The sequence below is a fragment of the Nonomuraea sp. NPDC050478 genome (assembly GCF_044458265.1).
GTDB classification, from domain to species: domain Bacteria; phylum Actinomycetota; class Actinomycetes; order Streptosporangiales; family Streptosporangiaceae; genus Nonomuraea; species Nonomuraea ferruginea.
Map to the genome: position 1 here is coordinate 119,898 of NZ_JBITHT010000006.1, position 23,055 is coordinate 142,952.

At 72.7% G+C, this 23,055-nt stretch carries 23 protein-coding genes; 11 read left to right on the plus strand and 12 right to left on the minus strand.

Going from position 1 to position 23,055, the window contains the following annotated elements; genetic code table 11:
- Positions 1–5 precede the first annotated feature (5 nt).
- The 3 genes from ACIBF7_RS29590 to ACIBF7_RS29600 all read right to left on the minus strand — a co-directional run bounded on the left by ACIBF7_RS29590 (position 6) and on the right by ACIBF7_RS29600 (position 4,741).
- Positions 6–3,650, minus strand: coding sequence for a DNA polymerase III subunit alpha (locus ACIBF7_RS29590; protein WP_219548047.1), 3,645 nt, complete (start codon positions 3,648–3,650; stop codon positions 6–8).
- Positions 3,650–3,916 (minus strand): DUF6504 family protein, encoded by a 267-nt coding sequence (locus ACIBF7_RS29595; RefSeq protein ID WP_148029863.1) that lies wholly within the window; start codon positions 3,914–3,916, stop codon positions 3,650–3,652. The genes ACIBF7_RS29590 and ACIBF7_RS29595 overlap by 1 nt, the downstream gene beginning before the upstream one ends.
- Positions 3,917–3,994: 78 nt before the next feature.
- The gene (locus ACIBF7_RS29600; protein WP_148029862.1) at positions 3,995–4,741 is read right to left on the minus strand and encodes a GntR family transcriptional regulator; all 747 of its coding nucleotides are present in this window, start codon (positions 4,739–4,741) and stop codon (positions 3,995–3,997) included.
- Positions 4,742–4,850: 109 nt separating this feature from the next.
- Between ACIBF7_RS29600 and ACIBF7_RS29605 the strand changes: the two genes are divergently transcribed.
- From ACIBF7_RS29605 to ACIBF7_RS29625, 5 genes are read left to right on the plus strand one after another with little or no spacing between them, the layout of a single operon-like run.
- A complete protein-coding gene (locus tag ACIBF7_RS29605) occupies positions 4,851–6,002 on the plus strand; it encodes an ABC transporter substrate-binding protein (RefSeq protein ID WP_148029861.1) in 1,152 nt (383 codons plus the stop codon).
- Positions 5,999–6,820 carry an ABC transporter permease subunit gene (locus ACIBF7_RS29610; RefSeq protein ID WP_148029860.1) on the plus strand — a complete coding sequence of 274 codons (822 nt, stop codon included), beginning with the start codon at positions 5,999–6,001 and terminating at the stop codon, positions 6,818–6,820. The genes ACIBF7_RS29605 and ACIBF7_RS29610 overlap by 4 nt, the downstream gene beginning before the upstream one ends.
- The gene (locus tag ACIBF7_RS29615; RefSeq protein WP_148029859.1) at positions 6,808–7,659 is read left to right on the plus strand and encodes an ABC transporter permease; all 852 of its coding nucleotides are present in this window, start codon (positions 6,808–6,810) and stop codon (positions 7,657–7,659) included. Before ACIBF7_RS29610 ends, ACIBF7_RS29615 begins: the two co-directional genes overlap by 13 nt.
- Positions 7,656–8,822, plus strand: a complete 1,167-nt coding sequence (locus tag ACIBF7_RS29620) for an ABC transporter ATP-binding protein (RefSeq protein WP_397198637.1) — start codon at positions 7,656–7,658, stop codon at positions 8,820–8,822. The genes ACIBF7_RS29615 and ACIBF7_RS29620 overlap by 4 nt, the downstream gene beginning before the upstream one ends.
- A gap of 1 nt (position 8,823) precedes the next feature.
- Positions 8,824–9,426: an HAD family hydrolase gene (locus tag ACIBF7_RS29625; RefSeq protein ID WP_397198638.1), complete on the plus strand. Its 603-nt coding sequence runs from the start codon at positions 8,824–8,826 to the stop codon at positions 9,424–9,426.
- A gap of 3 nt (positions 9,427–9,429) precedes the next feature.
- Here the strand turns inward: ACIBF7_RS29625 and ACIBF7_RS29630 are convergent, their stop codons facing one another.
- The 3 genes from ACIBF7_RS29630 to ACIBF7_RS29640 are packed head-to-tail and all read right to left on the minus strand — an operon-like array spanning position 9,430 to position 11,892.
- Positions 9,430–10,047 carry a LysE family translocator gene (locus ACIBF7_RS29630; protein WP_271280511.1) on the minus strand — a complete coding sequence of 206 codons (618 nt, stop codon included), beginning with the start codon at positions 10,045–10,047 and terminating at the stop codon, positions 9,430–9,432.
- A 17-nt stretch (positions 10,048–10,064) separates the two neighbouring features.
- Positions 10,065–11,012 carry a quinone oxidoreductase gene (locus tag ACIBF7_RS29635; RefSeq protein WP_148029856.1) on the minus strand — a complete coding sequence of 316 codons (948 nt, stop codon included), beginning with the start codon at positions 11,010–11,012 and terminating at the stop codon, positions 10,065–10,067.
- Positions 11,013–11,016: 4 nt separating this feature from the next.
- Positions 11,017–11,892, minus strand: a complete 876-nt coding sequence (locus ACIBF7_RS29640; protein WP_397198639.1) for a virginiamycin B lyase — start codon at positions 11,890–11,892, stop codon at positions 11,017–11,019.
- Positions 11,893–12,001: 109 nt separating this feature from the next.
- Between ACIBF7_RS29640 and ACIBF7_RS29645 the strand changes: the two genes are divergently transcribed.
- Positions 12,002–12,589 carry a TetR/AcrR family transcriptional regulator gene (locus tag ACIBF7_RS29645; RefSeq protein ID WP_148029854.1) on the plus strand — a complete coding sequence of 196 codons (588 nt, stop codon included), beginning with the start codon at positions 12,002–12,004 and terminating at the stop codon, positions 12,587–12,589.
- Positions 12,590–12,600: 11 nt separating this feature from the next.
- Here ACIBF7_RS29645 and ACIBF7_RS29650 read toward each other — a convergent pair whose 3' ends face one another.
- Positions 12,601–13,287 (minus strand): NAD(P)H-binding protein, encoded by a 687-nt coding sequence (locus ACIBF7_RS29650; RefSeq protein ID WP_397198640.1) that lies wholly within the window; start codon positions 13,285–13,287, stop codon positions 12,601–12,603.
- Positions 13,288–13,358: 71 nt separating this feature from the next.
- Between ACIBF7_RS29650 and ACIBF7_RS29655 the strand changes: the two genes are divergently transcribed.
- The 3 genes from ACIBF7_RS29655 to ACIBF7_RS29665 all read left to right on the plus strand — a co-directional run bounded on the left by ACIBF7_RS29655 (position 13,359) and on the right by ACIBF7_RS29665 (position 15,740).
- Positions 13,359–13,574 carry a hypothetical protein gene (locus ACIBF7_RS29655; protein ID WP_397198641.1) on the plus strand — a complete coding sequence of 72 codons (216 nt, stop codon included), beginning with the start codon at positions 13,359–13,361 and terminating at the stop codon, positions 13,572–13,574.
- A gap of 76 nt (positions 13,575–13,650) precedes the next feature.
- The gene (locus tag ACIBF7_RS29660; RefSeq protein WP_397198642.1) at positions 13,651–15,198 is read left to right on the plus strand and encodes a hypothetical protein; all 1,548 of its coding nucleotides are present in this window, start codon (positions 13,651–13,653) and stop codon (positions 15,196–15,198) included.
- A 20-nt stretch (positions 15,199–15,218) separates the two neighbouring features.
- Entirely contained in the window at positions 15,219–15,740 is a 522-nt protein-coding gene (locus ACIBF7_RS29665) for a tetratricopeptide repeat protein (RefSeq protein ID WP_397198848.1), read from the plus strand.
- Between the two features lie 4 nt (positions 15,741–15,744).
- On the opposite strand, the gene ACIBF7_RS29670 is transcribed toward ACIBF7_RS29665, so the two are convergent.
- Positions 15,745–17,136 (minus strand): MFS transporter, encoded by a 1,392-nt coding sequence (locus ACIBF7_RS29670; RefSeq protein WP_397198643.1) that lies wholly within the window; start codon positions 17,134–17,136, stop codon positions 15,745–15,747.
- 80 nt (positions 17,137–17,216) lie between these two features.
- On the opposite strand from ACIBF7_RS29670, the gene ACIBF7_RS29675 reads away from it, so the two are divergent.
- Positions 17,217–18,074 (plus strand): helix-turn-helix domain-containing protein, encoded by an 858-nt coding sequence (locus ACIBF7_RS29675; RefSeq protein WP_397198644.1) that lies wholly within the window; start codon positions 17,217–17,219, stop codon positions 18,072–18,074.
- Between the two features lie 15 nt (positions 18,075–18,089).
- Here ACIBF7_RS29675 and ACIBF7_RS29680 read toward each other — a convergent pair whose 3' ends face one another.
- Genes ACIBF7_RS29680 through ACIBF7_RS29695 form a run of 4 tightly spaced genes read right to left on the minus strand, consistent with a single transcriptional unit; the run spans position 18,090 to position 22,463 of the window.
- Positions 18,090–19,715, minus strand: a complete 1,626-nt coding sequence (locus tag ACIBF7_RS29680; protein ID WP_308249109.1) for a serine/threonine-protein kinase — start codon at positions 19,713–19,715, stop codon at positions 18,090–18,092.
- Positions 19,716–19,754: 39 nt separating this feature from the next.
- The gene (locus ACIBF7_RS29685) at positions 19,755–20,783 is read right to left on the minus strand and encodes a PucR family transcriptional regulator (protein ID WP_397198645.1); all 1,029 of its coding nucleotides are present in this window, start codon (positions 20,781–20,783) and stop codon (positions 19,755–19,757) included.
- Entirely contained in the window at positions 20,783–21,574 is a 792-nt protein-coding gene (locus tag ACIBF7_RS29690; protein ID WP_148029848.1) for an ABC transporter permease subunit, read from the minus strand. The genes ACIBF7_RS29685 and ACIBF7_RS29690 overlap by 1 nt, the downstream gene beginning before the upstream one ends.
- A complete protein-coding gene (locus ACIBF7_RS29695) occupies positions 21,552–22,463 on the minus strand; it encodes an ABC transporter ATP-binding protein (protein ID WP_364237665.1) in 912 nt (303 codons plus the stop codon). The genes ACIBF7_RS29690 and ACIBF7_RS29695 overlap by 23 nt, the downstream gene beginning before the upstream one ends.
- A gap of 129 nt (positions 22,464–22,592) precedes the next feature.
- On the opposite strand from ACIBF7_RS29695, the gene ACIBF7_RS29700 reads away from it, so the two are divergent.
- Positions 22,593–23,054, plus strand: coding sequence for a helix-turn-helix transcriptional regulator (locus tag ACIBF7_RS29700; protein WP_219548003.1), 462 nt, complete (start codon positions 22,593–22,595; stop codon positions 23,052–23,054).
- The last annotated feature ends 1 nt before the right edge of the window (position 23,055 follow it).

Here is a 23,055-nt window from a genome sequence, read left to right on the forward strand (position 1 = left end):
GAGGATCAGGCCGCGGTGGGGCCGGAGCTGCCCGGGCTGGCGTGCCAGAGGCGGCGGGGCGGGTCGGTGACGGCCGGGCCCAGGTCGGCGTAGGGCGACAGGCGGAAGCCGTTGCCGTACTCGATGGCGCGGCCACCCACCGGGCCCTGGTCGGCCGGGGGCCGGGCGAGCTCGGCGCGGACGGCGTCGAGGCCGCGGGCCCGCCACAGCGCGTCCAGGTCGGCCAGGTTCCAGCAGTCGAGGGCCCGGATCGAGACCGCGCGGGCGCCGGTGCGGCGGACCGCGCCGCGCACCAGCAGCAGCCACGACCCGAACACGGTGGCCGCGCACCGCCCCTGCACCGACTCGAAGAAAGTCAGGTCGACCGGCCCCGTCGAGTCGTCCAGGGTGGCGAAGATGATGCGCTGGCCGGAGCGGATCGCGGGCGTCTGGGTGGCCACCTTGACGCCGGCCACCAGCACCTCGGCCCCGTTGCGCGGCCCGAGCAGGTCCTTGGCGCGGGTCACGCCGAGCGCGTCCAGCAGCTCGTCGTGGAAGCTGACGACGTGCCGGCTGATGTCCATGCCGAGGATCTCCAGCTCGGCCTCGACCATCTCCGCGTCGGTCATCTCCGGCAGCTCGCCGGGGGTGACGTGCTCGGTGAAGCCGAGGGGCAACTGCACGGCCGCCAGGTGGCGGCTCTCGGCGGGCGGCGCGGGCGCGTACCGCCTGCCGCGGCGCGGCCCGGCTCGCACGCCGATCGACGAGGCCCGCTCCAGCGCGCCGACCTGGGCGATCAGGTCGCGCCTGGTCAGCTCGCCGGGCCGCCACCGCTCGCCGTCGCCGGGCCGCAGCCCGTGCACCGCGTCCAGCCCGCCGACCTGCACGATCCGCTCCATCGTCGGCCGGGACGGGCGGGCCCGGTCCCAGAAGTCGGCGAGCGAGGTGTACGGCCGGCCCGCCACCATGCGCTCCACCTCGGCCTCGCTGACCCCCTTGACGGCCGAGAACGGCACCCGCAGCGCGTACCCCTCGCCGATCTCCCCCGCCTCGAACGCGCGCCGGGGCCGGCCGGAGCCCTCCAGCCGGGCCGGGTCGACGCGGACCCGCACCCGCGGCCCGAGCCGTTCCACCCGCCAGTCCTTGGCCGACTTGTTGATGTCGAGCGGCAGGATCCGCACCCCGCACTGCCGCGCCTCGTCGATGATCACCCGTGCCGGGTACATGCCGGGGTCGTGGGTGAGCACCCCGGCGAAGAACGCGGCCGCGTGGTGCCGCTTGAGCCACGCCGACTGGTAGGTGGGCAGCGCGAACGCCGCCGCGTGCGCCTTGCAGAACCCGAACCCGCCGAACGCGTCCAGCACCTTCCAGGCCCGCTCCACCTCCTCGTCGCCGAACCCGTTGGCCCTGGCCAGCGGCACGAAGTGGTTGCGCACCCGGTCACGGCCCTCGGGCGTGCCGAGGGTGCGGCGGAGCATCTCGGCGAACGACAGGTCGCGGCCGGTCATCACCTGGATGATCTTCAGCACCTGCTCGTGGAAGACGACCACGCCGTGCGTCTCCTTCAGCGCCTCGCGCAGCCGCTCGTGCGGGTAGTACGGCTGCCGCCAGCCGTGCCTGGCCTCCAGGTACGGGGTCACCATGTCGGAGTTGACCGGCCCCGGCCTGAACAGGGAGATGTCGACGATCAGGTCGTGCATGGTGCGCGGCTCCAGCTTGGAGACCAGCTCGCGCTGGCCGGGCGACTCGATCTGGAAGCAGCCGAGTGTCCGGCCGGCCCGGATCATGTCGTACGTCTCCTGGTCGTCGTGCGGGACGTACCGTACGTCCGGATCGTCGCCGCTCTGGGCGTCGAGCTCGACCGTGACGCCGTCGACCCGCTTGATCTCGCCGAGCGCGTACGCGAGCGCGGACTGCATCCGCACCCCGAGCACGTCCAGCTTGAGCAGCCCGGCCTCCTCCACGTCGTCCTTGTCGAACTGCGACATGGGGAACTCCAGCAGGCTGCGCTCGACCGGGGTGAGGTCGCGCATCCCGGAGTTGCCGACCAGCACCCCGCACGGGTGCAGCGCGATGTGCCTGGGCAGCCCGTCGAGCTTCTCCGCCAGCCGGAACACCCGCTCCAGACCGGCGTCGCCGAGCCGGCTCTCGCGCAGCTCGGGCAGGTCGCGCAGGGACGCGGTGATCTGCATGGCCCGGATGTGCGGGAACGCCTTGGCGATGGCGTCGATCTCGTGCGGCGGCAGCCCCATCGCGCCCGCCACGTCGCGGATGGCGCTGCGCGCCCGATAGGTCTCCATCATGGACACGCACGCCACCCGCGACTCCCCGTACCGGTCGAAGATCGCCCTGTAGCAGTCGAGGCGGCGCGCGGACTCCACGTCCACGTCGATGTCGGGCAGCCCGATCCGGCCCTCCGACAGGAACCGCTCCATGAGCAGGCCGTGGTCGATCGGGTTCACCTCGCCGATGCCGATGAGGTAGTTGACCAGGCTGCCCGCGCCGGACCCGCGGATGGCGCAGCGCACCCCCATCCCGCGGATCATGTCGGTGATGCCGGACACCGCGACGAAGTAGCCCGACAGCCGCTTGCGCTCGATGACGTCGAGCTCGGCGGCCGCCCGTTCCCTGGCCTCGCGGGAACGGCGCAGGCCGCGCTCCGCCAGGCCGTCGGCGACGCGGTGGCGCAGCAGCGGCACCGGGTCGCCGCCGATCTCCGGCAGGTGGAGGCGGGGCGGGCTCTGGCGGAGCGCGAGCAGCTCCACCGGGTCGGCGGCGCACGCCTCGGCGATCTGCCGGGTGGTGCGCAGCAGCCTGCCGATCCGGTCCCCGTCGTGGCCGCAGATCTTGGCGGCGACCTGGGCCATCTCCTTGCCGCTCTTGAGGTAGGCGTGGGAAGTGGTGCGTTCCAGGTGGCGCGGGTGCAGCGGGACGAGCTGGCGGGCCGCGTCGAGCACGTCGCCGACCTGGTGGTCGGCCGGGTCGAGGTAGCGGACGGCGTTGGTGAGCACGGCGGGCACGTCCATGGACTCGGCCAGGGCGAGCATCCGCAGCGCCGTGGCGGCGTCGTGGAACGCGTACTGGTCGACCAGCTCGATCACCACGCCCGGCAGCGCCTCGCGCCACCGGCCGAGCAGTGTCCGGGCGTGGTCGTCGCGCCGCTCGGCCACCGCGCGGCCGACGTCGGAACGCGGGCCGAGCAGCACCGCCAGCCCGCCGTCGCCGGCGGCGTCCCACTCGGCCGCCAGCCCGCGGGTGATGCGGGGGTCTCCGCGCTCGCCCGCGTAGTGCGCGGCCGTGACCAGCCGCGCCAGCCGCGACCAGCCGCGCGAGCGCGCCAGCACGGTCACCCGGTCCTGCGCCCCCGGCCCGGTCCGCGGCCGGGCGTCACGCCCGCTCGTCCGGCTCGGCGGGGCGATCGGCCACATGTCCGGTTCCGGATCGCCGAGGGCCAGGTTGACGCCGAACACCGGCGCGATCCCGGCGGCCGCGCACGCCTGCGCGTGCTTGACCGCGCCGTACAGCCCGTCGCGGTCGGTCAGCGCCAGGATGTCCATCCCGTGTTCGAAGGCCCGCTCCGCCAGCGCCTTCGGGAACGCGGTGCCGTAGCGCATCGAGTAGGCGGAGCTCACGTTGAGGTGCGGGAACGGCCCCGCCGCCCGGCCGCCCATCAGTCCCACGCCCGCAGGAGCAGCCAGCCGCCGCTGGCGGTGTCGAACCTCAGCTCGTACGTGCCGGCCTCGCGCCCGGGGCTGGCCTCGACCCGCCAGAACCGGCGCTCACCGGGGTCGCTCTCGCTGATCTTCCACCATTCGCGGGCCACCACCCAGTGATCGAGCACCTGGCGGACGAGATAGAGCCGGTCACGCCAGACGAACTGGGTCGGCTCCCCGTCTCTGGTCCACACCTCTATCGGATCGCCATAGAGTCTGCTCAAGTCGCTTCTCCCCGCGGCTCTGGTGCCTATGCTGAGCCACCCGGGGGAAGGCGGGCGCTATGACTCGAACATATGTTCTTACGCGCCGAAACGCAAGTCGCCCGCGTGCCGCACGAGCGGGTTCGCCCCGATCGAGTTGCGGATGCTGAAGGCCACGCTCCCCGCCCGGTAGCGGTCGTCCGAGCACTCCACCGCCCTGCCCTCGTGCGTGGTCGTCACCCGGCGCTGGCGCAGCAGCGGGCTGCCCCGTCTGACCCCGAGCAGGCGCGCGTCCCGCGTGCTCGCGGGCACCGCGTCGATGAGGTGCTCGCCGTAGGCGAACACCAGCCCCGCCGACTCGTACAGCGCCTCGGTCACGGACCCGCAGCCGGGCGGCAGCCTCTCGACGGCGCCGGCGATCCACTCCGCGTACGCGGTCCGCTCCAGCAGCACCGGCTCGTCCTCCAGGGTGCGCAGCCGCAGCACGTCGAGCACCTCGCCGGAGCCGAGCCTGGCCGCCTCGGCCGGGGTGGGCGGGCGGCGGCGCTGGGCGATCACCTGGCCGCCGTACCGGTAGCCGTTGGCCCGCGCCCACTCGGCGAAGCTGTGCAGCTCGGCGAAGCTCTGGCTGCGCGCGGTGCCGAGCACGATGCGCCTGGCCCCCTGCCGCGACCCGACCAGGCCCTCGGCGGCCAGCACGGCGACCGCCTGCCGGACCGTCCCCCTGGCGGCGCCGTGGCGGGCGGCCAGCTCCGACTCGGACGGGAGCTGCGAGCCCACCGGGTGCACGCCCGAGAGGATCTCGCCCCGCAGCTCATCGGCGATCAGTTCATAGCGCGCAACCATTACCGACCACCCCAGTTCACGAAAGAGCAACGTATATGCGACTTACTGGTGCTCGCTTGTTTGTACAAGTTCCCCTACATTCCTCCCACACCCCCGGAGTGGAGGCCACGTGTTCACACCTCGCGCTCGTGCGGCAGGCGTCATCGCCGCCCTTACGGTAGTCACCGCGGCGTGCGGCGCCGCGCCAGGAACCCAGACGTCGACGGCCGCCGAAGGCGGGGTGGACGCGCGCACCGCAACCTCGGCGGCCGACTTCGGCGGCTTCGACAAGCTCGTCGAGGCCGCCAAGAAGGAAGGCGACCTGCACGTCATCGCCCTGCCGCCGGACTGGGCCAACTACGGCGAGATCATCAAGACCTTCGAGGCCAAGTACGGCATCAAGATCGAGAGCGAGGACCCGGACGCCGCCAGCGCGGACGAGATCAACGCGGTCAAGACCCGCAAGGGCCAGGACCGCGCCCCCGACGTGCTCGACCTGGGCCAGTCCTTCGCGATCAGCGGCGCCGCCGAGGGACTGTTCGCCCCGTACAAGGTGCAGACCTTCGACAAGATCCCCGAGGGCCAGAAGGAGCCCACCGGCCTCTGGGTGAACGACTACGGCGGCTACATCTCCATCGGCTGCGACGCCAAGAAGATCACCACCTGCCCGAAGAGCTTCGCCGACCTGCTCAAGCCCGAGTACAAGGGCAAGGTGGCGCTCAACGGCAACCCCACCAAGTCCGGCTCGGCCTTCGCCGGCGTGTACGCCGCCTCGATCGCCAACGGCGGCTCGTTCGACGACATCCAGCCCGGCATCGACTTCTTCAAGAAGCTGAAGGACGCGGGCAACTTCAACCCGGTCGAGACCACCCCCGCCACGATCGAGAAGGGCGAGACCCAGATCAGCATCGACTGGGACTACAACAACGCCGCCTACGCCCCGCAGATGGCGGCCAAGGGCCTCGACTGGCAGGTCAACGTGCCCTCCGACGGCCAGTACTTCCAGATGTACGCCCAGGCGATCAACAAGGACGCCCCGCACCCGGCGGCGGCCCGCCTGTGGCAGGAGTTCCTCTACAGCCCCGAGGGCCAGAACCTCTACCTGAAGGGCTTCGCCCGCCCGGTCCTCATGCCCGCCATGCAGGCCGACGGCAGCATCGACAAGGCGGCGGCCGAGGCGCTGCCGGCCGTCGAGGGCGAGCCGGCGTTCCCGACCACGGAGCAGGTCGACGCGGCCAAGAACAAGCTGGCGAGCGGCTGGGACGCCGCGATCTCCGGATGAGACGGTCCCCGGGGTGGCTCGGCACGCTGCCCCTGCTCGCCTTCTACGCGTTCGTGTTCGGCATCCCGCTGGCCGCGTTGCTGGCGGGGGCCTTCACCTCGCGCGGCGAACCGACGCTGGCCAACGTGCGGCAGAGCCTGGAAGGCGGCAACCTGACCGCCATGGCCGGGAGCGTGCAGGTCTCGGCCGTGGTGGCGCTGTCGGGGGCCGTGCTCGGCACGTTCCTCGCCTACGCGGTGGTCACCTCCCGGTCCACCGCGCTGCGCAACGCGGTGCTGACCGCCTCCGGCGTGCTGGCCAACTTCGGCGGCGTCCCGCTGGCCTTCTTCTGGGTGGCCACGCTGGGCAACTCCGGCGTGGTGAGCGGGCTGCTGGGGCTGCCGTCGGGGTCGCTGTACTCGTTCTGGGGCCTGGTGATCGTCTACCTGTACTTCAGCGTGCCGCTGATGGTGCTGGTGATGGCGCCGGCCCTGGACGGGCTGCGGCCGCAGTGGCGGGAGGCGGCGGCCAACAACGGCGCCACCGCCTGGCACTACTGGCGCTACGTCGGCCTGCCCGTGCTGACGCCCGCCCTGCTCGGCGGGGTGGTGCTGCTGTTCGGCTCGGCCTTCGCCGCCTACGCCACGGCGGCGGCCATGGGCGCGGGCACGGTCGTGCCGCTGGTCACCCTCAAGATCGCCAACGCGCTCACCAGCGACGTGCTGATCGGCCAGGAGAACGTGGCGCTCGCCCTGAGCCTGGACATGATCGTGATCGCGGGCCTGGTCATGCTGATCTACCTGCCGCTGCAGAGGAGGACCACCCGATGGCTGCAGTGACGGGCCTGGAGCAGCCCCTCGTCACCGCCCCCGCCCGGCCGGCCCGCCCGCGCGCCTGGCGGGCCGCCGTGTTCGTGATCGCCGGGCTGTACTTCCTGGTGCCGCTCGGGGCGTCGCTCTGGTACACGATCTACACGCCCACCACCGGACTGTCCTTCGAGCCCTACGCCGAGTTGCTGACGGCGGAGGGCTTCGCGTCCAGCCTGTCGCTGTCGCTGGCGCTCGCCCTGGCCACGATCGCGCTGGTGCTGCTGCTGACGCTGCCCGCGATGCTGGCCGTCCGGCTGTTCGCGCCGGGGCTGCGGCCCCTGATGGAGGTGCTCTGCACGCTCCCGCTCGTGGTGCCGCCGATCACGTACGTGGCCGGGCTGAGCACCTCGCTGCGGGTCGGCGCCGACGTGCTCGCGCCCACCCCGTTCTGGGCCACGCTCATCGCCGTCCAGGACCCGGGCTTCCCCGTCGTGCTCGTGCTCGCGTACGTGGTCCTCGTCCTGCCGTTCGTCTACCGCTCGCTGGACGCGGGGCTGCGCACCATGGACGTGCGGACGCTGGTGGAGGCCGCGCGCAGCCTCGGCGCGTCGTGGCCGCACGTGATGTTCCGCGTGATCATCCCCAACCTGCGCTCGGCCCTGGCCAGCGCCTCGTTCCTCACGCTCGCCCTGGTGTTCGGCGAGTTCACCGTGTCCAGGCTGCTCGGCTACCAGCCGTTCGCGGTGTGGATCGTGACGATCTCCGGCTCGCGCGGTCAGGTGTCGGTCGCGGTCTCGATCCTCAGCCTGCTGCTCATCTGGCTGCTGCTGCTGGCGGTCTCCACCGCTTTCGGGAGGGAGAAGAAGTGACGTCCAAGGTGGAGTTCCGCGGCCTGCGCCGGGTCTTCGGCAAGACGGTGGCGCTGGACGGCCTCGACCTGACCATCGAGCCCGGCCAGTTCGTCGCCCTGCTCGGCCCGTCGGGCTGCGGCAAGACGACGGCGCTGCGCTGCGTGGCCGGGTTCGAGCGTCCCGACTCCGGTGCCGTGCTGGTCGACGGCAAGGACATCACCGACGTGCCCGCCAACAAGCGCGACGCCGGCATGGTGTTCCAGTCGTACTCGCTGTTCCCCAACCTGAACGCGCGCGACAACGTCGCCTTCGGCCTGCGCGTGCGCGGGGTGCCGACCGCGACCCGGCGGGCCAAGGCGGACGAGTTGCTGGAGCTGGTCGGCCTGCCCGGGCACGCCGACCGCTACCCGCACCAGCTTTCCGGCGGCCAGCAGCAGCGCGTCGCGCTGGCCCGCGCGCTCGCCCTGGAGCCGCGCGTGCTGCTGCTCGACGAGCCGCTGTCCGCGCTCGACGCCAAGGTACGGGTCGCGCTGCGCGAGGAGATCCGCCGGCTCCAGCTCGGCCTGGGCATCACCACGATCTTCGTCACGCACGACCAGGAGGAGGCGCTGTCGATCGCGGACCGGGTCGCGGTGCTCCGCGACGGCCGCCTGGAGCAGGCCGGCCCGCCCGCCGAGGTCTACGACCGGCCCGCCACCCCGTTCGTCGCCGAGTTCGTCGGCACCATGAACCACCTGCCCGGCCGGCTCGCCGGCGACGGCAAGGTGACGGTCCTCGGCCAGACGCTGCCCGTCGACGGCACCGCCCCCGCCGGCCCCGACGTCACCGTCCTCATCCGCCCGGAAGCCATCCAGGTGACCCTCGCCGCCCCCGACCCCGACCCGGACTCCGCCCGCAGCCCCGGCCCCGGCCCCGGCCCCGGCTCCGGCTCCGGTGCCGGGTCCGGGTCCGGGTCCGGGTCCGGGTCCGGTGCCGGGTCCGGTCTGGGCGAGGTGGTGACGGCGTCGTTCCGCGGCGCGTCCGTCCGTCTCCGCCTGTTGCTGGACGGTCACGAGGTGCTCGCCGACGTGCCCGGCCACGAGGCGGCGCGGCTCGCCCCCGGCACCCGCGTCGCGATCCGCCTCGTGGAGCGTCCCGTCCTGGTGGCCGCGCGCGCCGCCCCCGTGCCCGATGCCGTCTGAGGTGCCCGCGGCCGTCCTGTTCGACCTGGACGGCACCCTCGTGGACACCGAGCCCCACTGGTGGCGGGCCACCGCGACGGTGGCCCGCGGCCTGGGCGTCGACCTGGGCCCGGACGACGAGCCGGACGTGCTCGGCCGCACGGTCGAGCACACGGCCGCCCACCTGCTCTCCCGCGCCCCCCGCTACCACGACGCCGGGGACGCCGGGGACACCGGCGACGCCCTCACCCGCGCGTTCGCCGGCGAGCTGGCCCACAGCTTCGACGTCATGCCCGGCGCCACTCCCCTGCTGCGGGAGCTGACCGCCGCCCGCATCCCCACCGCCCTGGTGACCGCCTCGCCCCGCAGCATCGCCGCCCTGGTGCTCCCCCGCCTCGGTCACCGCTTCGACGAGGTGGTGGCCGCGGAGGACACCCGCCGCGGCAAGCCCCACCCGGACCCGTACCTCGAAGCCGCCCGCCGCCTCGGCGCCCATCCCTCCCGCTGCGTCGCCCTGGAAGACAGCCCGGCCGGCGTCACGGCCGCCAGCACCGCCGGCTGCCACGTCATGGTCGTCACCCGTACAGGTCTCCCGACGCTCCGCGAGATCCGGTCGATCGCGTGAAGATCAGTCGACCGCCAGCCGTACCCCGAAGCCGACGATCACCACGCCCGTGACCCGGTCGAGCAGGCGGCGCACGGACGGCGAGCGCAGCACGCCGCTCATCACCCCGGCGAAGACGATCAGGCCCGCGCTCCACACCAGCCCCTCGGCCACGTGTACGCCCGCCAGCAGCAGCCCCACCGCCGCGTGCGGCGCGTCCGGCGGGATGAACTGCGGCAGCATCGCCACGTAGAAGGCGCCGACCTTCGGGTTGAGCAGGTTCGTCACCAGCCCGCGCCGGAAGCCGGTGCGGAAGCGGACCTCTCGCGCGTCCGGCTCGTCCACGTGCGCGTCCTTCTTGACCAGCAGCATGCGCAGCCCCAGCCACACCAGGTAGGCGGCCCCGGCGTAGCGGAGGACGTCGTAGGCGAGCTGCGAGGCGGCCAGCAGCGTGGCCAGGCCGGCCGCCGTCAGCAGGCCCCAGACGAGCGTGCCGAGCTGGATGCCCAGCGTCACCCCCCACGCGGGGCGCTTCCCGGACAACAGGGACGTACGGAGGATGAGCGCGGTGTCCAGTCCCGGCGTGATCGTCAATAACGCGACGACGGCGGCGAACGAGACGACCGAAGTGGTCAGGTCCATGCCGTCGAGCGTAGCCGTCACGGGATCAGCAGCAGCTTGCCCGTCGTCCGCCGCGAGGCCAGGTCCTCCTGCGCCTTGGCCACGTCAGCCAGCGGGTAGCGGTGCGACACGTTGACGCGCACCCGGCCCGAGCCGATCCACTCGAACAGGTCGGCCGCCCGCCACAGCAGCTCGTCACGCTCGGCCGTGTAGTCGGCCAGCGTCGGCCTGGTGAGGAAGAGCGACCCGGCCCGGTTGAGCCGCTGCGGGTCCACCGGCGGCACCGGACCGCTCGCGGCCCCGTACAGGACCATGAGCCCGCGCCGGCGCAGCGCCTCCAGCCCGCCGTCGAACGTGGTCGCGCCCACGCCGTCGTAGACCACGTCCACCTTGCCGCGCAGCCTCTCGGCGAAGTCCTGGTAGGTCAGCACGTCGTCGGCGCCCGCCTCCCTGGCCAGCTTCTCCTTCGCCGGGGTGGAGGCGGTCCCGTAGACGGTCGCCCCGAGCATCTTGCACACCTGGACGAGCAGTTGCCCCATGCCGCCCGCGGCGGCGTGCACGAGCACCGTGTCGCCTTCCTGCACCCGGTAGGTGGAGTGGGTGAGGTAGTGGGCGGTCATGCCCTGCAGCATCACGGCGGCGGCCACGTCCGGCGCGACGCTCTCGGGCACCGGCACCACCAGGCGGGCGGGCACCACGGCCTTCTCGGCGTAGCTGCCGAGCGCCATCGCCCACGCGACCGTCTCGCCGACGACCACGCCCTCGACGCCTGGCCCGACCGCGGACACCACGCCCGCGCCCTCGGACCCGATCGTGCAGGGCAGTTGCAGCGGGTAGGCGCCGGAACGATGGTAGATGTCGATGAAGTTGACGCCGCTCGCGGCGACGTCGACCACCACCTCGCCGTCACCCGGCTCCGGGTCGGGCCGCTCGACGTACTCCAGGACTTCGGGGCCGCCCTGGGCGGCCAGCACGATTGCACGCATGCCCCTAGTCAACTACGAACCGTCCGGCGAGCCGGTCCGGCATGACCCTGGCGAGTCCGCCGGACTCCATCGCCACCCAGATCGCGCCGTCGGGTCCGGTGGCCAGGCCGTGCGGCTCCGACCCGGGCAGCTCGAACTCACTGATCGCGCCGTCGACCGTGATGCGGCCGAGCCGGTTCGCCGCCCACTCGGTGAACCAGAGCGCGCCGTCCGGCCCGGTGACGATCGCGTGCGGCCGGCAGGCGCGGTCGGGCAGCGGGTGCTCGGTGACCTTCCCGGCCGGATCGACGCGGCCGACCTGGCCCGCGCCGATCTCCGCGAACCAGAGCGCGCCGTCGGGCCCCGCCGTGATGTGCACCGGCGCCGCGCCCTCGGTGGGCAGCGGGTGGACGGTCACCTCACCGCCCGGCGTGATCCGGCCGACGGCCCCGGCCTGGTTGAGCGTGAACCAGAGCGCCCCGTCGGCCCCGGCCGCGATGCCTGACGGCATCCCGCCCTCGACCGGCACCGCGAACTCGTCCCGCTCCCCGCCGGCGCCGATGCGGCCGATCTTGTCGGAGCGCATGCACGTGTACCACATCGCGCCGTCGGGACCGGCCGCCATTCCGTACGGAGCCTCGGCCTCGTACGAGGTCACCTCGAACTCCGGGGTGATGCGGCCGACCCGGTCGCCCTGGTACTCGGTGAACCACATCGCCCCGTCGGCCCCCGGCGCGATCACCGTCGGCCCGCCGTCGGCCGGGTCGAGCCGGTGGAAGCTCGGCTCCTCGCCGGGGACCAGCCGCCCGACCATCCCCTGGTGCACCAGCGTGAACCAGACCGCCCCGTCGGCGCCGGTCGCGACCCCGTACGGGGCTCCTTCGGAAATTTTGATCAACATGAGGGTCCCCCGTGAGTTCCGAGCCGCGACGCTCCAATCGCAACCTGTGTTGCTTTAGTGTGGCATGGGTTCTAAAGTAAACGCAACGCCAGTTGCCTTAGGAGTGGCCGTGGAGCCCAGTAAGCGACCCGGCGGGCGCAGCGCCCGCGTCCGCGACGCCGTACGGCAGGCGACCCTCGCCGAGCTGGCCGGGAAGGGGTTCCGGGGGCTCACCGTGGACAACGTCGCCGAACGGTCGGGCGTCCACAAGACCACCGTCTACCGGCGGTGGGGCAGCGTCGAAGGGCTGATCTCCGACGCGCTGGAGCTGGCCCGCGACGAGCCCTGGCCCGTCCCCGACACCGGCGCCGTCGAGAGCGACCTGCGCGGGGTGGCCAGGCTCGTGCAGAGCGGGTTCGCCGATCCGGAGCTGGGTCCGGTGTCGTCGGCGTTCGTGGCGGCGGCCATGCAGAGCCCCGAGGCGGCCCTGGCGCTGCACGACTTCTTCCAGGCCCGCCACGAGCAGTCGGCCCAGGTGGTGCGCCGCGCCGTCGACCGCGGCGAGCTGCCCGCAGCGGTCGACGCCCACGAGGTGATCAGGGCCGCGGTGGCCCCGATCTACTACCGTCTCTTCGTCACCCACGAGCCGGCCACGGCGGCGGACGCGGACCGGGCGGCCGACGCCGCCCTGGCCGCCGCCCGGGCCGGCATCCTCTGACCCGTCGCCCGCTACCGGAAGGCGGCGGCGTTGCGCCGGGCCCACTCGGCGAACGTGCGCGGCGTCCGGCCGAGGAGCCGCTCGACGTCGGGGCTGACGCGCCGCTCGGCCGGGGTGGGCTCGCCGATGATGGACAGGGTGGTCTCGACCACGGGCTCGGGCATGAACCGCAGCATCTGCGCGCGAGCCTCCTCGCGGGTCTGCTCGGTGAACCGGATCGGCTCGCCGAGCGCCTCCCCGATCGCCTCGGCCCGTTGCCGCGGCGTGGTGAGGGCGGGTCCGGTCAGCTCGTAGACCTGGCCCGCGTGACCGTCCTCGCGCAGGGCCACGGCCGCGACCTCGGCGATGTCGTCCGGGTCGATGAACGGCAGGCCGACGTCCCCGAACGGCGCGGCGACGGCGCGCCGGGCGCGGACCGACTCGGCCCAGGCGTAGGCGTTGGAGTCGAAGCCGCCGGGCCGCAGGATCGTCCAGTCCATGCCCGACCGCCGGACGGCGTCCTCGATGGACCGCGCCGTGCTCCCGAGGGAGGACGAGCCGGGGCGGGTGGCGACTCCCTGGGAGGACAGCAGCACGACCCGCCCGGCTCCAGCGGATCTGGCGTCGTCGAGGACGCGGCCGATGACGCCGCCCGGGCTGTCGGCGGCCGCCACGAAGTCGCCGGAGATCAGCAGGAACAACGCGCCGGCGCCGACCACCTCGCCCGGCTCACCGGTGAGCTCGACCGGCCGCCCGACCCCCTCGAACGTCTCAAGGCCATGGTCGCCGGGTGGATCAGCCAGCGCGGTATCGCGGCCCGGTACGGCTGCCCCACCCGGACGACCTCGCGCTCACGTTCGTCGGCGCCTACCAGGGCATGTCCCTGCTGGCCAACGCCCTGCGCGACCCGGAGATCATGACCAGGGAGGGAAACCGCCTCATCCGCTGGCTCGATGCCCTGCCCGAGCGCGGACAGCGTGGCGGCTCGGACCCATGTTGCAGATGAGTATCTGTTCTCTTCCTTCCGGGCCGATTCCTGATCCGGTTGCCGAAAATGACGGCAAAGGTCATGGGGAGGGGCGGTGGCGGACCGCGAGGATGCTCGACGCTCGACAGCCACGAGACTGGCGGTGTGGGCACGGCGACACCTGACGATCTGGATCACCGTCGCGACCACCACCCAGGCCGCGCTTCTCGCCATCACCACCATGCTGATGCAGCTGCCCGGTCAGTCCGACTCGGTGATCACCGCTTGCATCGGGATCGTGCTCCTCCTCGCCGCCCTTTCCGTCGTTCTCCCCCTGATCGGGGCGCGCGCCGAGCGGAAGGCCCGGACGGCGGAGGAACTCGACGACAAGCGGCGGTACGTCACCACCCGGGTCCTGCGAGGAAGCGCCGGCGAGCTTCCCCGGCTCGGTCAGCTCTCGGCCACCGATTTCGGAGTCACTCCCACCCAGTACACCACCAGCGGGCGCGACCCCTATGTCCCCCGCGAGCCTGACGACACGCAGATCCGTGACGCCCTCAGCGCGCCCGGCCCGCCCTATCCGTTCGTGCTGGTGTGGGGGAACACCAAGGCGGGCAAGTCCCGTATAACCACCGAAGCCATCCGGGCGGTGTTCCCCGAAGACACCGTCGTCTTGCTGCCTGCCAGCGGAGCCGCTCTCGCGGAACTCGCTCTCTCCGATAACGCTCTCCCCTCCGGCGAGGGACCGGCCGTGGTCCACCTCGACGACATCACCGTCGCCGACCTCGAAGTCCTGACGCCTGCCGTGCTGGACGCGGTCGCCCGCCAGGCCGTACTGGTCGCGACCATGACCGCCGGAAGGCGCGGTCAGATCCTCAAGTCCGGTACCGACAGCACGCGCGTCGCCCGAACGGCGTTGAGCCGCGCGCACCGCGACGGCCAAGGCCACGAACTGGTCTTCCGCCCGCCCACCGACGCCGAGCGTGAGCAAGCCGAAGCCCTCTACCCTGGGGAGACCTTCCGAGGCAGCATCGCCGAGACCCTCGTCGGCGCGATCGAGCTCTTCGCCAAGTACAAGGCCGGGCCCGATGACGATCCGGCCGGCTGCGCCATCGTCCAAGCAGCGGTCGACTGCCGCCGTGCGGGACTCACCCGTTCTGTCACCGACGCTGAGCTCTCGCGGCTGTTCGCTCTCTATCTACCAGCGATACGGGCAGGCGTGCCCGCCACTCCGGACACCTTCCAGCAGGGCCTCCGCACCTGGGCGGCCGTCCCCGTCTCCTCCCAGGTCGCTCTGCTCACCGCGGACACCGGCGACGGTGAGGCAGGGTGGAAGGCTCTTGACCACATCGTGTCCGCCGACGAAGGAGCCCGGCCCATCCACCCGGGCCTCTGGCCCGAGCTCATCTCGATCGTCAACCCGTCCGATGCGCGCGCGATCATGTACGGAGCCGAGAACCGCGGGGAGCGAGAGCACGCCATCGCGGCAGGGCGCAAGGCGGCTACCTCACCTCACCGTGAAGAGGCGGCCGTCTCCGCGGGCTATCTGGGCATTCTGCTCGCTGAGCAGGGAGAGGTGGAAGCCTCCGCGGACGCCTTCCGGCAAGCGGCCCGCTCGCAGAACGCCGATCGTTCGTCCATGGCCACCCTTCAGCTGGAATAGCGCTTTCCAAGCAGGGGAAGATCGAAGCCGCCACAGACGCCTTCCGCCAAGTGATCCGTTCGCGTAATCCCCACACCGCACCGCTCGCCGCACTCGTCTGCGGGAAAATGCTCGAAGAGCATGGAGATCTGGACGCCGCGCAAGACGCCTACTGGCAGGCGATCCGCTCCTACCACCCCGACCATGCGCCCAGGGCCGAACTGAACCTGGGGGCCCTGCTCGCCCATGCGGGGGAGCTGAGCGCCGCCGGCGAAGCCTTCCGGCGGGTGATCGCTTCGAACCATCCAGAAAGCGCGCCTCATGCCGCCCTGAATCTGGGGATAGTGCTCGCCAGCCGAGGGGAGCTGGAAGCGGCCGAGCAAGCCTTCCGGCAGGCCATCGCCTCCGGCCACCCGCGGCACGCGCCGCCCGCGGCGCTCGGTCTGGACCAGGTTCTCGCCTTGCGGAGGGGAGAAGCCCCCTTCGAGGCCACCCCTGATGGAGGTTCAGAGGGCGACGAGGTTCCCCCGCCAGAGGGCGGGGTCCCCTCGACTTCAGGGTGAGGGATCAGGACCGGGAAACCGCGTCGGCCGTCCGGCGGGGGACTCTGCCCGCCGCCACCACACCGACCACGGCGATCGCCGCGGCGACGAAGAGCGCGGAACGCAGCCCGTCCACTGTGGCGGCACGCAGCGCCTCGCCGGTCAGGCCGGTGGTGTCACGCCAGGCCACGGCCACCAGCACGGCCAGGCCCGTGCTGCCGCCCGTCTGAAGGAAGGTGGAGGACAGCCCCGAGACCGCTCCCTGGTCATGCGGGGCCACGCCGGTCGTGGCGAGGATGAACATGGTGGTGAACGACAGCCCCGAGCCCAGCCCGAAGACGACGAGCCCGGCCAGCAGGCCGAGATAGGAGCCGTCGGCGGACAGGCTCCAGGCCAGCAGCGCCGTGCCGGCGGCGCCCACGAGCAGGCTGAGGGTCAGCGTGCCGCGCAGCCCGAGCCGGGGGATCAGGCGCTCGCCGATGATGTTGCCCGCCGTGATGCTCAGCGTCGGCCCGAGGAACGCCAGGCCCGACCGCATCGCGTCGTACCCGAGCACGTCCTGGAAGTGCAGGGTGAGGAAGTACGGGACGCACTGCAGGGCCATGCCGTAGACCAGGATGACCCCGGTGGCGGTGCGCGTGTGCGGGTTCGCCAGCAGGCGCGGCGGCAGCAGCGGGTTACGGCTGCGCGCCTCGATCGCGACGAACCCGGCGAGCAGCACGACGGCGGCGGCCAGGGACGCCATCACGCCGGGCGAGGTCCAGCCCCACTGGGCGCCGTGCGCGATGGCGAACACCAGCCCCGTGACACCGGCGGTGCCGGTGACCGCTCCGGGCAGGTCGAAGCCGCCCGGCCGTCGCGTACCGTCCGGGGTCAGCACGGCGAAGGCGGCCACGATCCCGGCGGCGGCCATCGGCACGTTCACGAAGAAGACCGCCTGCCAGCCGAACGTCGCCGTGAGCACGCCGCCGAGCAGCGCGCCGAGGCTCAGCCCGCTCGCGCCGCACACCGCCCACACCGTCATCGCCCGGTTGCGGGCCGGGCCCTCGTCGAACATGGTGACGACCAGCGAGAGCGTGGCCGGCAGCAGCACCGCCCCGCCCAGCCCCTGGAGCGCACGGGCGGCGATCAGCGGGCCGGGCCCCGTGGCCAGCCCGCCGAGCATGGACGCGACCCCGTACAGGAGCATGCCGAGCACGAACATCCGCCGTCTGCCCAGCAGGTCGGACAGCCGGCCGCCGAGCAACAGGAAGCCGCCGAACGGCACCGCGTACGCGCTCACCACCCATTGCAGTGCGTACGGGGAGAAACCGACATCCCGCGCGATGTGCGGGAGCGCGACGTAGACGACGGTGAAGTCCAGGGCGGTGATCATGCTGCCCAGGCCGAGGAGGACGAGGGGGAACGCGAATCTCATGCCGGTCAGCCTCGCCGCGGCCCCGGACGTCAGCCAGCCCCGTGTTCTGCGTACGCAAACTTTGCTTAGGCTGGCGACCTATGGAGCGTGATGTCGAGCTGAGCGAGTTCCTCAAGTCGCGGCGGGCGCGGCTGCGGCCGGACGAGGCGGGGCTGCCCTTCAAGACCAACGGCACCAGGCGGGTGACGGGGCTGCGCCGCGAGGAGCTGGCCCTGCTCGCCGGGGTGAGCGTCGCCCACTACACCCGGCTGGAGCAGGGCCGCAGCCAGAACGTCTCGGCCGAGGTCCTCGACTCGATCGCCGACGTGCTCCGGCTCAGCGATGACGAGCGGTCCTACCTGCACGCGCTCGCCCACCCGGCGCACCGGTGCCGCGACTTCCCGCAGCACCCGATCAGGCCGGGGCTGCAGCGGCTGCTCGACTCCCTGGTCCTCACCCCGGCCCTCGTCCTCGGCCGGCACGCCGACGTGATCGCCTGGAACACCCTCGCCGCCGCGGTCTTCGCCGACCTCGCCGCGATCCCCGAGGAGCGGCGGACGCTCGGGCACCTGATCTTCCTGGACGACGACGTCAGGCGCATGCACGGCGACGGCTGGCACCGGCTCGCCCGGGAGCATGTGGCCCGGCTCCGCGTCCTGGCCGCCCGCTACCCCGAGAACCCGCGGGTCATGGCGCACGTGGACGCGGTCTGCAAGCGGAGCCCCGAGTTCCGCGCCCTGTGGACCGAGCACCACGTCGCCGCCGCCACCCACCGCGACTACGTCCTCGACCACCCCGTGGTGGGCGAACTCCGCCTGTCGGCCGAGCTGGTGTCCCTGCCGGGCGACCCCGAGCTCCAGGGCCTTGACCTGTTCGCCGCCGAACCCGGCTCCGCGTCGGAAGCCGGACTCCGCCACCTCGCCGCCACCACCACCCGCCTCCCCTCCTCCGGCCGTTGACGGGGTGACGGTCGCCTACGACTGGGCGGGGGTGCCGCGGAGTTCGAAGTCGTCGTAGGCCATCTTCAGCACCGACTTCTCGTCCTTCGGCGTGCGGGCGAACATGCCGACCGAGCCGTTGCCGATGCCGTTCGGGTCGTCGACCGACACGACCTTCTTGCCGTTGACCCACAGGGTGAGCCGCACCGCCTTGCCGGTCTGCTCGCAGGCGGCCTCGATGCGGACCTTGCCCTTCAGCTCGCCGACCTGCGCCGGCTCCGCCATGGTGCCGCCGGAGCCGTTGTAGATGCGGCGGACGCGGGCGTTGCCTGCCGTGTCGAGGCCGAACTCGTAGTAGGTGTCGTCGTCCGCCGCGTGGCAGTAGACGCCGTACTCGCCCGAGCCGGTCACCTGCTTGACCTCGGCGGTCACCGCGACCAGGACGGTCTCGGGGAGCATCGGCGTGGGGGTCGCCGACGGGTCGGGGGTGGCGGTCGGCGTCTTGGTCAGGAACGGGATGGCCGCCTCCGCCCAGCGCTCCTCGTAGTTCGGCTCCACGTCCAGCCCGTACGTGCCGTCGGTGCGGTAGCCGTAGCTGGAGCCCGAGGAGGGGTCGTACCTGCCGTTCCAGCCGCCGGACGTCTGGGTGAAATCCTCCCGGTAGAGCACCGACATCTCGGGCGGCCCGCCCGGCATCAGCGCCCACGCGACGACGCCTGCCGTCACCAGCAGCGCCGCCGCCGCGCTGACGCCCGCGATGAGCTTGGCCCTGCCGGGGCCGCGTGGCGCGTACGAGGTCGCGGCGGTGACCGGCGTGGTCGCCTGCTGCCAGGCCACCTGGACGGTGTGCGCCACCTGTTCCGGCCCGGCGGCCCGGCCCACCAGGTGGTCGAGGAGCTGCTGCGCGGTCGGGCGCATGGCGGGGTTCTTGTGCAGCGCGGCCCGGACCAGCTCGCGCAGGCCCGGCTCGACCTCGTCCAGGCTCGGCTCGGTGTTGAGCACCTGGTAGACGATCGCGGGCAGGGTGTCGCCGGGGAACGGCGACCGCCCGCTCGCGGCGTACGCCACCAGGCAGCCCCACGAGAACACGTCGCAGGCCGGCGAAACCGGCTCGCCGCGCAGCACCTCGGGCGCCATGTATCGGGGCGTGCCGATCAGCTCCCCGGTGCCGGTGACGCCGCCCAGGGTGTCGAGCGCCCGCGCGATGCCGAAGTCGATCACCCGCGGCCCGACGGGCGACAGCAGCACGTTGGACGGTTTCAGGTCGCGGTGCACGACCCCGGCCCCGTGGATGGCGGTCAGCGCGGTCGCCACGCTCACGGCCAGCGCGTCGAGACTGGACCCGCGGAGCGGCCCGGACTGCCGCACCGCCTCCTCCAGGTTCGGCCCCGGAACGTACTCGGTGACCACGTAGAGCTGGTCGCCGTCGAGCGCGGCCTCCAGCACGGCCGCCGTGCAGAACCGCCGCACCCGCCGCGCGGCGTCCGCCTCCCTGCGGAAGCGCATGCGGAACTGCTCATGCTGGCTCAGCTCGGGGTTGATCACCTTGATGGCGACCTGCTGCCCGGAAGGGTCCTCGGCGAGATGGACCGTGCCCATCCCACCCCGGCCCAGCACACGCACCAGCCTGTAGCGCCCGATGTGGGAGGTTTCACCGCTCACGGCGCGTAAGCTTACCGACTTCGGCCCCGCCGTCGAATGTCACTCGCCGCCCGGCTGTTCCCAGGGCCAGTCGAGCAGGCGCGCGCCGAGCACGGCCGTCTCCAGCGTGAACCGCTGGGTGGGATCGTCAGGGGAGAAGCCGGTCAGGCGGTTGACGCGCTGCAGCCGGTACGTGACCGCGCGGGCGCTGACGCCCAGCCGGCGCGCGGCGGCGGTCTGGTTGCCGTGCGCGGCGAAGATCGCCTCCAGCGTCTCCAGCAGCGGCTCGTGCCCGCCGCGCGCATGCAGCAGCGGGCTGAGGACGCTCGTCACCAGGTCCTCCATCGCGCTCCTGTCACGCAGCAGTACGGGGAAGACGAGCAGGTCGGCGGCCTTGACCACGTCGTGCTTCAGGCCGAGCCGGTCGGCCAGGTCGAGGGCGCCGGCCGCCTCCCGGTAGGAGGCGACGATGCCGCCGGGCCCGCGCTGCGGCCTGCCGACGCCGACCCGCCAGCCGGCGGGGAAGCGGGAGCGTACATGGTGGGTGAACTCGCCGACCGCCGCCGGGAGCGTGGCCGGGACCACGCACACCAGCAGCCCGTCCCGTACCGCGACCAGGATGTTGTGCGAGCCGAACCGTTCGGTCAGGTCGCGTTCGATGCCGTCGGCGCCGGTGCCGGCCAGCCCGCGGGCGACGGTCACCACGTACGACTCGGCCAGGCGCAGCCCGAAGTGCTCGGCCCGTTCCGCCAGCCGCTCGGCCCTGCCGTGGAGCAGGTCGTCGACGAACGCGCGGCGTTCCCGTTCGGCTTCGCGCAGCGCGGCGAGCTGTGCCTTCTCGTACCCCTCCATGAGGGCGGCGACGGCCTTGCGCAGCGCGGGCAGCACCGACGGCGCGGCCAGCCCGTCGGCGGCGGCCAGCGCGGCGTCGACCAGGTGCCGTAACGGCACGCCCAGCTCGGCGGCGCGGCGGCCGCCGGCGCGGTAGGCGTCCAGTTCGTCCCTGCCGGGCAGCCGGCCGGTGCCGGCGGCCTCCCGCAGCGTGCGGAGGTGCCCGCCGAGCAGCTCGGCGGGCACCCGCGGCGACATCACACCCCCACGTCGCGCCGGTCGAAGGCCAGCACCGCGGTGAGCGCCAGCACCGCGGCGGCCCCGGTCAGCACCAGGTACTCCCCCACCGGCAGCCCTTGCTGCAGCGGCTGGCCGGAGGCGTAGTAGTGGAACGGCGACAGCCACTTCAGCCAGGCGATGGCGTCCACGCTCCGCCCGACGGTGACGACGACGTAACCGAGCACCGCCCACACCCCGGTGACCGCCATGGCGGGGCCCTTGCGGCCGGTGGCGGCGCCCACGGCCAGGGTGACGGCCCCGAAGAACAGCCCGACCAGCAGGACCCCGGTGTGCGCGGCGAGTATCCGGTCGAACGGCACCCCCATCTCCATCGTCTCCGCCATCACCCAGGTGACCAGCAGCGTCATGGCCGCCACCGCCCCCAGCCCGATCACCAGGGCCGCGAACCGCTCCAGGACGAGCCGCTTGCGGTCGATCGGCAGCGTGACGACGAGCTCCAGCGTGCCGTCCTCCTCGGGCTGGGCGAGCGCCCGGTTGGCGATGAGCATGGCGCAGGCCAGGAAGAGGAACGGCACGAAGAGCTGGTAGACGACCGACTGCAGGTAGCCGGCGCCGCTGGTGAAGTCCTCCATGCCGCCCATGAGGTCCTTCAGCGCGCCGGGGAACTTCGCCATCGCCTGCGGGCCGTACACCTCGGGATTTTCCTTCACGCTTCCGTACACGGCCAGGTAGAGGCCCATGAAGGCGCTGATCCCGATCGTCCAGCCGATGAGGGCCCGCCGGTAGTCACGCAACGTCTTGGCGATCATCGTGTCTCCCCTCGTCGCTGTAGTAGGTGAGGAAGATCTCCTCCAGGTCCGGCTCCTCGCTGACCAGGTGCACCACGGTGAACCTGGCCGCGGTCTTGATCAGCGCGTCCGGCCGGCCGTCGATCGTGCAGCGCACGCTCGCGCCCGCCACCCGCAGGTCCCGCACCCCCGGCAGCCCGTCGAACGCCTCCGCCGGCACGGGCGCGTCGAAGTGCAGCTCCACCCGCCGCACCGCCTTCTCCCGCAGCGCGGACACGTTCTCCACCGCGACCAGGCGCCCGGCCCGTACGATGCCGACCCGGTCGGAGACGTGCTCCACCTCGGCCAGCACGTGCGAGGACATGAGCACGGTCCGCCCGGAGGCGCGCACCTCCCGCAGCATGGTGAGGAACTCCTGCTGCACCAGCGGGTCGAGGCCGCTGGTCGGCTCGTCGAGGATGAGGAACTCGGGCTCGTGCATGAACGCCTGGATGAGCCCGACCTTCTGCTTGTTGCCCTTGGAGAGCTTCCCCATGGGCACGCCCAGGTCGGCGTCGAGCCGCTCGGCCAGCGCGCCGATCCGGCCGGCGGGCACCCCGCCGCGCACCTTCCCGAGGAAGTCCAGGTAGTCGCGGGCCTTCTCCCTGCCCTCCAGGGCGAGCTCGCCCGGCAGGTAGCCGATCCTGGCCCGTACGGCGGCCTCCCGCGAGCCGGTGCCGAGGACGCTCACCGTGCCGCGGGTGGGCCGGATGACGTCGAGCATGAGCCGGATCGTGGTGGTCTTGCCGGAACCGTTCGGCCCGAGGTAGCCGAAGATCTCGCCCGGCTGGATCTCCAGGTCGAGGTCCTCCAGCCCCCGGCGCTTACCGTAGTACTTGGTCAGCCCTTCGGCCCGCACCACTGCTGTCATGCCCGCCATGGTGCCTGTCAGGGGCCGCCGCCGTCACCGGCGGGCTCCGGAAGGTTCGGCGCCGGTTCGCTTCCGGCACCCGGCAACCGCTGACTCCGGAATTCCGGTTTTCCGGGGTATCTTTCGCTTGTGACGACGATCGAGGAGCGCGTGGCCGCGCTGGAGGCCCGGGTCGCCGCCCTGGAGGGCCGGGCGCCCGAGCCCGGCGGCGAGGTCGAGGAGTCCGGCAAGCTGGTGTACGGCGGGCATGCCAGGTTCGGCGGCTACCGGTGGAGCTGGGAGATGGCCCGGCCGCCAGGCTGGCTGGTCGAGCAGCCGGCCGGTCCGATGGCGGCCGTGCTGGCCGCGGCGGGCCACCCCGCCCGGCTGCGCATCCTGCAACTGCTCGTGCGGGGCCCGCGGCCCGCGGCCGAGCTGCAGACCGAGCTGTCACCGGCCTCGCAAGGCCAGCTCTACCACCATCTCAAGACGCTCAGCTCGGCCGGGCTGGTCGAGCAGCCGGAGCGCGGCGTCTACCGGGTGCCGCCCTCGGCGATCTTCCCGGTGCTTGCCATGATCGCCGCGGCGACGGACGTGGTCCACCCCCGCTGAC

Coding starts and splice junctions, on each gene's coding strand:
- ACIBF7_RS29590 (WP_219548047.1), bottom strand. CDS start 3,650: ATGGGCGGCCGGGCGGCGGGGCCGTTCCCGCACCTCAACGTGAGCTCC.
- ACIBF7_RS29600 (WP_148029862.1), bottom strand. CDS start 4,741: ATGGTTGCGCGCTATGAACTGATCGCCGATGAGCTGCGGGGCGAGATC.
- ACIBF7_RS29610 (WP_148029860.1), top strand. CDS start 5,999: ATGAGACGGTCCCCGGGGTGGCTCGGCACGCTGCCCCTGCTCGCCTTC.
- ACIBF7_RS29615 (WP_148029859.1), top strand. CDS start 6,808: ATGGCTGCAGTGACGGGCCTGGAGCAGCCCCTCGTCACCGCCCCCGCC.
- ACIBF7_RS29630 (WP_271280511.1), bottom strand. CDS start 10,047: ATGGACCTGACCACTTCGGTCGTCTCGTTCGCCGCCGTCGTCGCGTTA.
- ACIBF7_RS29635 (WP_148029856.1), bottom strand. CDS start 11,012: ATGCGTGCAATCGTGCTGGCCGCCCAGGGCGGCCCCGAAGTCCTGGAG.
- ACIBF7_RS29640 (WP_397198639.1), bottom strand. CDS start 11,892: ATGTTGATCAAAATTTCCGAAGGAGCCCCGTACGGGGTCGCGACCGGC.
- ACIBF7_RS29670 (WP_397198643.1), bottom strand. CDS start 17,136: ATGAGATTCGCGTTCCCCCTCGTCCTCCTCGGCCTGGGCAGCATGATC.
- ACIBF7_RS29675 (WP_397198644.1), top strand. CDS start 17,217: ATGGAGCGTGATGTCGAGCTGAGCGAGTTCCTCAAGTCGCGGCGGGCG.
- ACIBF7_RS29685 (WP_397198645.1), bottom strand. CDS start 20,783: ATGTCGCCGCGGGTGCCCGCCGAGCTGCTCGGCGGGCACCTCCGCACG.
- ACIBF7_RS29690 (WP_148029848.1), bottom strand. CDS start 21,574: ATGATCGCCAAGACGTTGCGTGACTACCGGCGGGCCCTCATCGGCTGG.
- ACIBF7_RS29695 (WP_364237665.1), bottom strand. CDS start 22,463: ATGACAGCAGTGGTGCGGGCCGAAGGGCTGACCAAGTACTACGGTAAG.